A 491-nucleotide genomic window follows, 5' to 3' on the forward strand; every position below is an offset into this window, starting at 1 on the left:
GACCTGGCACATGAGGGTGGGCCACCCGCCAGGGCCACCGGCCTGGGTGGCGATATCGGCCCGCTGGGCGCGTGGGGCGATGAGCTGGCTGGCCAGGTGGGGCAGAACCACAGCGGCGGCGTCGGTGCCGGCGACAGTGACACTCTGAAGTTCCAGGGTCGAGACGATCTGGCCGGCCCAGGTGGCGTGGCGTCTGCACCCGTGGGCTTTGAGCCTGGCGTCAGTCCTTGCCTTGCCCGCGCTCTTCAGGTCGGCTGGGGTGGGCCAGGCGGCGACGGGCCCCAGCGGCGGCGTCGTGCGCCCGGCCACGGCCCCAGGGTGGGGTCTGGGGTGAGCCACTGGCCCCGGATGCGGCCCTCGGTCTGTTTGACCTGGCGGGCCAGGTCCAGGTCGAAACCAGTCAGCATGCTCAGCGCCGCGGCCTCCTCGTCCGAGGCGCTGACGGCTCTCAGGGTGTGGGGCATGCTCCTGGCCGCGCCGGCGATGACGGC

General features: G+C 73.1%; 1 pseudogene. It reads right to left on the reverse strand.

The annotated features are described in order from the left end of the window. Nucleotides 1-491, reverse strand: a pseudogene (locus tag HMPREF2883_RS15825) (transposase); the annotation flags it as partial.

Source organism: Actinomyces sp. HMSC075C01 (genome assembly GCF_001812965.1).
In the GTDB taxonomy this organism is placed as follows: Bacteria; Actinomycetota; Actinomycetes; order Actinomycetales; family Actinomycetaceae; genus Actinomyces; species Actinomyces acetigenes.